This window comes from Vibrio sp. V33_P6A3T137 (assembly GCF_009904835.1).
GTDB lineage: Bacteria > Pseudomonadota > Gammaproteobacteria > Enterobacterales > Vibrionaceae > Vibrio > Vibrio metschnikovii.
The window spans coordinates 1-7,778 of record NZ_WXWK01000114.1 but is presented as its reverse complement, the minus strand read 5'-3'; the positions used below and the strand labels follow the sequence as shown (position 1 = coordinate 7,778).

The 7,778-nt window shown below is 43.3% G+C and carries 8 protein-coding genes; 4 read left to right on the top strand and 4 right to left on the bottom strand.

Annotated elements, in window-relative coordinates:
- Positions 1 to 299: 299 nt before the first annotated feature.
- Genes dinG through xthA form a run of 4 tightly spaced genes read left to right on the top strand, consistent with a single transcriptional unit; the run spans position 300 to position 4,031 of the window.
- Entirely contained in the window at positions 300 to 2,408 is a 2,109-nt protein-coding gene (dinG, locus tag CAG60_RS10590; protein ID WP_337247106.1) for an ATP-dependent DNA helicase DinG, read from the top strand.
- Between the two features lie 2 nt (positions 2,409 to 2,410).
- Complete coding sequence (gene priC / locus CAG60_RS10585) at positions 2,411 to 3,043, top strand: primosomal replication protein PriC (protein ID WP_161438900.1); 633 nt, start codon at positions 2,411 to 2,413, stop codon at positions 3,041 to 3,043.
- Between the two features lie 17 nt (positions 3,044 to 3,060).
- On the top strand, positions 3,061 to 3,222 hold the full coding sequence (gene rsmS / locus CAG60_RS10580; RefSeq protein WP_040904204.1) for a pleiotropic regulatory protein RsmS: 162 nt from the start codon (positions 3,061 to 3,063) through the stop codon (positions 3,220 to 3,222).
- Positions 3,219 to 4,031 carry an exodeoxyribonuclease III gene (gene xthA / locus CAG60_RS10575; RefSeq protein ID WP_004394947.1) on the top strand — a complete coding sequence of 271 codons (813 nt, stop codon included), beginning with the start codon at positions 3,219 to 3,221 and terminating at the stop codon, positions 4,029 to 4,031. The genes rsmS and xthA overlap by 4 nt, the downstream gene beginning before the upstream one ends.
- A 109-nt stretch (positions 4,032 to 4,140) precedes the next feature.
- On the opposite strand, the gene CAG60_RS10570 is transcribed toward xthA, so the two are convergent.
- From CAG60_RS10570 to CAG60_RS10555, 4 genes are all read right to left on the bottom strand, one after another.
- The gene (locus tag CAG60_RS10570) at positions 4,141 to 4,818 is read right to left on the bottom strand and encodes an ABC transporter permease (protein ID WP_161438899.1); all 678 of its coding nucleotides are present in this window, start codon (positions 4,816 to 4,818) and stop codon (positions 4,141 to 4,143) included.
- 2 nt (positions 4,819 to 4,820) lie between these two features.
- Positions 4,821 to 5,561: an ABC transporter permease gene (locus CAG60_RS10565; protein WP_004394945.1), complete on the bottom strand. Its 741-nt coding sequence runs from the start codon at positions 5,559 to 5,561 to the stop codon at positions 4,821 to 4,823.
- 62 nt (positions 5,562 to 5,623) lie between these two features.
- On the bottom strand, positions 5,624 to 6,400 hold the full coding sequence (locus CAG60_RS10560) for an ABC transporter substrate-binding protein (protein ID WP_004394944.1): 777 nt from the start codon (positions 6,398 to 6,400) through the stop codon (positions 5,624 to 5,626).
- A gap of 148 nt (positions 6,401 to 6,548) precedes the next feature.
- Entirely contained in the window at positions 6,549 to 7,319 is a 771-nt protein-coding gene (locus tag CAG60_RS10555; RefSeq protein WP_004394943.1) for an ABC transporter ATP-binding protein, read from the bottom strand.
- Between the last annotated feature and the right edge of the window lie 459 nt (positions 7,320 to 7,778).

Below are 7,778 nucleotides of genomic sequence, written 5' to 3'. Positions count from 1 at the left end.
TAATAAGCATTAAAGCTTCAAAACATAATTAATAATAAATGTTAAATAGTTTAACATTATACCAATAATCAGAACTTAAATCTAAATTAAAGGCAATTTTCAGATTAGTAAACCAAAACTAAGAAAATAAAAAGGCTTAAAAACCAAAATGCATACTGAACATCTTAAGTGTATGAAGGTTCAGTTTTTTTTTGTGAGCAAGATCTAGAATTGATTTAAAAGCAGGCAATTATCGAGCTTATGGCTCCAAAATTTTCGATTTCATCCGACAAAATTCCCCACCGCTCATCTAAAAAGCTGTGTTACTATCCGGCTCCTGCTACTTAGGTCATGTTATGTTAACCACAAAAATTCAACAATCGATTCGTACCAGTTACCAAAATCTGCACCATCAGTTGGATAATTTTATCCCTCGTCGTGCACAAAATTTTCTGGTCGCAGAAATTGCCAAAACACTCTGTGGTCAATATCACACTTCAACCCGCATGATCGTTGCAGAAGCAGGAACCGGGATTGGTAAATCACTCTCTTATTTAATGGCCGTCATCCCTGTTGCACTACTTAATCAACGTAAAGTGGTGATATCCACCGCAACCGTTGCTTTGCAAGAGCAGTTAATGCACAAAGATTTACCGCTGTATCGCCGTATCACCGATCAAAACTTTTCTTTACTGATCGCCAAAGGCCGACAACGTTATTGCTGCACTGAAAAATTAGCGGCAGCTTGTGGTAACGATGACAACCAGTTAGCGATGTTTGAAACCAAACCAGCAGCAAAAGAGATTGAACAATTACAAACACTGTATCTGCAGCTAAAAAACGGTCAGTGGGATGGCGATAGAGACAGTTGGCCAAGTCCTATCCCTGATTTGGTGTGGTCAACCATTGTCAGTGATAAACACAGTTGTAATGGTAGCTTCGCCGCTCATCGAGATTGCCCTTTTCAAAAAGCTCGATCAGCAATGGATAAAGCCGATGTCATTATTGCCAATCACAGCTTGGTGATGGCCGATGCCGACTTAGGTGGAGGCGTAATTCTTCCTGAACCTGAAAATACCATTTATGTGTTTGACGAAGCGCACCATCTGCCTCATGTGGCCCGTGAACATGCCTCAGCCTCAGCCAGTATGAAAGGCAGCGTTAGTTGGTTAGAAAAGCTCAATCAAGCGCTCGCGCGCGCAATATCGCTAGCGGATGCCAAACGAGTCGCACGCTTTGAAAATGAAGCGCGTAACGCCTTACAACAACTGATCCCGCTCCTCAATCAACTACCAAATCAGTTTGATTCCAGCGCTTTTGAAGAGAATGTGCTGCGTTTTGAACATGGTGAGCTGCCTAACTGGCTTGAAGAACAAGCTAAAGAGCTTAAGCTGCATTCTCAAAAAGCCAACCAAGCCGTGAGCAAAATTACCGATTTAATCGCCGAACGCGTCAAAGACGGTGAACTGGCCAGCCGTTTAGCTGAGCCTGTTCTCGCCGAATTAGGTTTCTTCTTACAACGTTTAGAAAAACTCGCCCAAGTCTGGCAATTAATGGCTGAGCCTAAACGAGAAAAAGGAGCCCCACTCGCACGCTGGTTAGCAATCCATAGCGAACGAGAAGGCGACTATATTGTTAATGTCTCTCCTCTTGAAATTGGTTGGCAGTTGGATCAACAAATTTGGAGTCGCTGTGTGGGGGCGATTTTGGTCTCTGCGACGATGCGAGCCTTAAATTCATTCAGTTTCTTTTGTCGTCAGGCTGGGATCAGTGAAAAACCAGAAGATGGCGTACGATTTTTAGCCTTATCCTCTCCGTTTGATTATCAAAACCAAGCCAAGCTATTGATCCCTAAGATGGATTATGAGCCGCAAGCAGCACAATATACCGATCATCTCGTCGAAAAGATTCATCTGTACATTGTCCCCAATCAAGCCAATTTGGTCCTGTTTGCTTCTTACTGGCAAATGAAAGAAGTTGAGCAAAAAATCAGCAAAAAATTTCTAAAAAAAGCTTGGGATTGGCAAATGCAAGGTACAACATCCAGAACTGAGCTGCTCAATAAACATAAAATGCTCGTGCAATGCGGCAAAACAAGCATCCTTTTTGGTACTGGTAGCTTTTCAGAAGGGCTCGATCTTCCGGGGGAACTTTTACAAAACGTCATCATAACCAAAATTCCTTTTGCTGTGCCTAGCTCCCCCGTTGAACAAGCCCATGCTGAATATATTCAGCAACGCGGTGGTAATCCCTTCTTGCAAATTAGTGTCCCTGAGGCGAGTAAAAAATTAATTCAAGCGGTAGGGCGATTATTGCGTAAAGAAAGTGATTCTGGCCGAGTAGTGCTGCTTGACCGACGTATCGTCTCTAAACGCTACGGTAAAGCTCTTTTGGATGCGCTTCCCCCTTTTCAACGAATTATTGAATAATCATGGTGAAACCGTTATTCCCCGCTCGCTCTAAACGATTGACTCACAGTAAACCTATCACTAACGATGACCGGTTCGGATCAGCGACTAAACGGCTGCAATGCTTAATGCGTCACGCCGAGCTTATCGACACGCAATATCGTCATCACACTAGGCGCTGGTTTGATAATCAATTGTTCAAAAAAAATGTCTTCTCATTAACGTCGTGTGCGCATGAAGCGGAACAGACGCTCTCTCAATTACACCACATTTGCCATGCCTCCAGCCCCTGTCTGGTGCAAGTCGAACACCTAAGCGATCGTTTATGTGCTCAATTAGAGGCGTTGCAACGCGTGGTGGACGAATGGGAGAATAGTTTGCAACGCGATGGGCTAGATAGCGAACATCCTACTTTAGCTAAGGATATGAGTGAATCTCAATTAGCCGAACAGTTAATCCAGCATCAACGATGGGAGCAGCGTCTATTGACGTTAGTGCTTAACCGACAATATCAACTTGAACAAACCTCAGCACGCTACTATCCACAGGCACAACAGGCGCTATTTTTAGCCAAACAGCGTCTTAACCGTTGCCAACAAGCGAAAGCGATCATTGAAGCACAACTGATTAACCTGCAGAATAACGGCTCACAATAGAACGATGAGAACGAGATATGTCCCCTCTCCCGACTTTAGATGATGCGCCCGATGAAATTAAGTTGGCCGTCGATCTTATCTATCTTCTCGAATCGAATCAGGTGGATCCACGTACTGCCTTACTCGCTCTCGATTACGTAAAACGCGACCTTGAAAGCAAATTAAAGGAAGATAAATGAAAATTGTCAGTTTTAATATCAATGGATTACGAGCAAGACTGCATCAGCTGCAAGCCCTAATTGATAAACATCAACCCGATATTATCGGCTTGCAAGAAATCAAAGTGCACGATGAAGCATTTCCTGTCCAAGCGGTGGAAGCGATGGGTTATCACGTCTATTTTCACGGCCAGAAAGCCCATTACGGCGTGGCATTGCTATGTAAAAAAGCGCCACTGGAAGTGCAAAAAGGCTTTCCAACGGATAATGACGACCACCAGAAACGAATGATTATCGGCACCTTTCTTGATGAGAATGGCGATAAAGTAACGGTATTGAACGGTTATTTCCCACAAGGAGATAATATTCATCACGAAACCAAGTTCCCTTATAAGCGTCAATTTTATCAAGATTTAATGAATTATCTCACCGACTATCACACACCAGATGAAGCGATCATTGTGATGGGTGACATTAACATCAGCCCTATCGATTTAGACATTGGTATTGGTGAAGTGAACCGTCAACGTTGGCTAAAAACAGGGAAATGCTCTTTCCAACCGGAAGAGCGTCAATGGCTACAACGCTTACTGGATTGGGGATTAGAAGATACTTTCCGTAAACTTCATCCCAGCGTTGAAGATAAATTTTCGTGGTTTGATTACCGCTCTAGAGGATTTGATGATAACCGTGGCCTGCGTATTGATACCATTCTCGCGACACCTTCACTCGCTATAGACTGCGTTGAATCCGATATTGATTACCCACTGCGAGCGATTGAAAAGCCCTCTGATCATGCGCCGATTTGGGCAGTATTTAAGCGTAATTAATCATTTACTCGGTGATTTGCTATTAGCTATTAACAGTCACCGAGTACATTCCCCTCTGGACAGTAGAGCATCTGATCGACGAAAAGCCTATATCAACATTTATTTAGTGCTAACTGATCGGCCTTAAATAAGCCAAGAAACGTTTTTCGGCAAGCTTGAAGCACCATAGAATCAAAAATGTCAGCAATAAATAAAACAGTCCAGCGACTAAAAACGCTTCAAAAGGCGCATAGTAACGAGAACTGACTAAACGAGCCGTCCCCGTAAGATCAAGTATCGTCACAATACCGGCCACTGCGCTGCCGTGCAGCATAAAAATGACTTCATTACTGTACGCAGGGAGCGCCCGACGTAATGCGCTGGGTAAAACAATCCGCCGATAGGTCAACCATTGACTCATGCCATAAGCTTTTGCCGCTTCGATTTCCCCTTTCGATAATCCATTAATCGCACCACGGATAATCTCTGCGGTATAAGCGGAAGTGTTTAAAATAAAGGCCACCAAAGCACAGAACCAAGCATGTTCCCACCAGGTATCCTTCACTGGGAAGAATTGATCCATGCCGTAATAGATCAAATACAGCTGCACTAACAGTGGAGTGCCACGAAAGAAATAGATATAGCACCAAGCGGGCATCCATATCACCCACAGTGAGCTATTACGAGCAATCGCTAAGGGAATAGCCACAGCTAAGCCGATCACTAAAGATAACCCTACCAGCCAAACGGTGGTCCATAACCCAGAAAAATACAGAGGTAAGCTTTGTAAAATGACTGAAAAATCCATCGCTACCTCGTTTGAATAGTAAATTTACGCTCAACCCACTTCAGTAATCCGGTGGAAACGCTGGTGAAAAATAGGAAAATCAAAGCAACAGATAAATAGAAAGTAAAAGGCATTTGCGTTGAACCGGCGGCTAATGAACTGACTCGAACCATGTCCTCTAAACCAATAATCGAGACCAACGCAGTGGTTTTTAACAAGACTAACCAGTTATTACCAAAACCAGGTAGTGCATGTCGTATCATCTGTGGCAACAGAATTCGGCGAAAAGTGAGCAACCCGCTCATACCATACGCTTTAGCCGCCTCTAGCTGACCTTTATCGACCGCCATCATCGCGCCGCGAAAGGTCTCTGCCATGTAAGCCCCAAAGATGAATCCTATCGTCAACACTCCTGCAATAAATGGGCTGACATTGATATAGTCCGGTAGATAAGAGACCCACCGATGATCGGGATTGCGCGATAATAAGAGTGAATTAAGCCATTCATTGATGGCAAATAAACTGTTATTTAATAAGATTTGCCCACCAAAGAAAATCAGCATCATTAAGACTAAATCGGGGATACCTCTGACTACCGTGGTGTACAACGTAGCAATACTTCTTGCAAAACGGTATGGCGCTAACTTAGCTAATGCACCGAGCATGCCCAGTATCATCGCTAATAACAGTGACCATAATGCCACTTGAATCGTCAGCCACGCACCTTGCAAAATAGCCGTTTCATATCCTTGAAGATCGAGCATTTACGCCTTCCTTGCTCAAAATATGGGGGCGAATTCACCCCCAATTACGTAGGTTTTCGTGGTTACTCACCATACACATCATAACTAAAGTATTGTGCCGCGATTTGTTGATAAATGCCTTTTTCTCGCAGCGACGCTATCGCACGGTTAAGTTGTTCGGTTAGGGCTTTATCTTGTTTACGAACTGCAATCCCCATCCCTTCTCCAAACCATTTAGGATCGGTTAATGAAGGTCCGACAAACTCATAACCGTCGCCTCCTGGTCGATTAAGCATCCCTTCTTCTAGCGCAGAGGCATCACCCAATACCGCTGCGATTCGCCCATTCGCTAAATCAAGATACGCATCATCAAATGATCCATATCGAACGATATTGACTGAACGACCATAGTTATCGGTTAGGTATTTATCATGCGTGGTGGCTCGTTGGACACCGATACGTACCCCTTTTAGGCCTTCTGGCGTAAAATCAAGATTAGCGTCCTTTTTAGCAATGAAACGATTCGGGATTTGTGCGTATTTCTTTGTAAAATCAACACGTTTTTTACGCTCTTCAGTAATGGACATCGCCGCAATAATGGCATCGTAACGACGAGCTAATAGTGACGGAATGATGCCATCCCAATCTTGTGGAATAATCACGCATTCGACTTGCATTTCAGCACAAAGCGCATTAGCCATGTCCACATCAAACCCACGCAGTGAGCCATCCGCCTCTGTCCAACTAAAAGGAGGATAAGCGCCTTCAATGCCAAAACGCACCGTTTTCCATTCTTTCGCTTGCGCAATACCCGACAATGCTGAGGCTGCTATCGCTACGATTAATAACCACTTTTTCATTTCCCTACTCCTGTGATGGTATGGTTGCCCTGCTCTTTTTCTCCTCAAGGAGGATTAAGAAACAGTGACGATATAACACTTTGAAATCCCTATCTGAGTTACCGTTAAAACCAAGGGGTTAACCAAGGTAGCGCGATACCCTCAGCGTTTAATAAATCGATGAGATAAATTGCTTTAACCGAGGAGAGTTTGGCTGAGTAAACAATTGGCGAGGATCGCCTTGCTCTTCAACCACACCTTGATGCAAAAACAGCACATGATTAGAAACATCTCGCGCAAAGGCCATTTCATGGGTGACAACCAACATGGTTCTGCCTTCTTGCGCTAAATCTTTCATCACCCCAAGCACTTCGCCGACAAGCTCCGGATCCAATGCCGATGTGGGTTCATCAAACAGTAATACTTCTGGTTCAACGGCTAAAGCTCGAGCAATCGCTGCGCGTTGCTGCTGACCGCCAGATAAATGACCGGGGTAATAATCACGGCGTTCATATAACCCGACTTTTTTGAGCAGTTTTTCTGCGCTCGCGATGGCTTGATCTTTACCGAATCCCAGAACATGAATGGGAGCTTCAATCACATTTTCTAATACCGTCATATGTGACCAGAGATTAAAGCCTTGAAACACCATGGCAAGGCGCGAACGAATTCGTTGCACTTGCTTTTCACTAACGGGTAATGATGCGCCTTGTCGGTTAGTTTTCATTTGGATTAATTCATTGTTCACCCAAATTTCACCGGAAGTCGGTATTTCCAGAAGATTGATACAGCGTAGAAAGGTACTTTTTCCTGATCCCGATGAGCCAATAATCGAGATCACATCCCCTTTGTGAGCTTGTAATGAAATGCCTTTTAACACCTCATTTTGTCCAAAGGCTTTGTGGAGATTTTTTATATCCAGCGCGGGTACATCATTCATGCGCTTTCGCTCCCTATCATGAATCAACACTGAGCAATCCTGCTCATTTTTGGTACAAACTAGCATTCAAATTGCGAGCACGCAACAAATTGTTAACTATAGATAATTTGGATTTTTATTTTATTTATATGCATTTAAAGTCAAATAAAGCCATTAAAAAATCACATTTAGGAATAAAAAACCACCAGCGGTGAAAATCACCCATCTGGATAAGTGTGTTTTTTGTTAACAGAGACCGCTTTTTTGTGTCCTGAGTCCCTCTTTGTTAACAGGTTTCATTTAATGATAAGCGCATTTTCAATACTATTTCTCAACCCATAGGCCGTATCGAAGCATCACACCCATGATTTCAAGCTATGTTGCAAATTCTATTTTGTGTAAAAACATTTCAAACAAGTAGGCACTATGTGGCTGATTTTTGGGATTTTATGTAGTTTTATTTCATATAATATCTTAAAG

Bases quoted from the DNA above. Each gene is read 5' to 3' on its own strand.
- CAG60_RS10555 (WP_004394943.1), bottom strand. From the start codon at position 7,319: ATGAATGATGTACCCGCGCTGGATATAAAAAATCTCCACAAAGCCTTT.
- priC (WP_161438900.1), top strand. From the start codon at position 2,411: ATGGTGAAACCGTTATTCCCCGCTCGCTCTAAACGATTGACTCACAGT.
- CAG60_RS10565 (WP_004394945.1), bottom strand. From the start codon at position 5,561: ATGCTCGATCTTCAAGGATATGAAACGGCTATTTTGCAAGGTGCGTGG.
- CAG60_RS10570 (WP_161438899.1), bottom strand. From the start codon at position 4,818: ATGGATTTTTCAGTCATTTTACAAAGCTTACCTCTGTATTTTTCTGGG.
- xthA (WP_004394947.1), top strand. From the start codon at position 3,219: ATGAAAATTGTCAGTTTTAATATCAATGGATTACGAGCAAGACTGCAT.
- CAG60_RS10560 (WP_004394944.1), bottom strand. From the start codon at position 6,400: ATGAAAAAGTGGTTATTAATCGTAGCGATAGCAGCCTCAGCATTGTCG.
- rsmS (WP_040904204.1), top strand. From the start codon at position 3,061: ATGTCCCCTCTCCCGACTTTAGATGATGCGCCCGATGAAATTAAGTTG.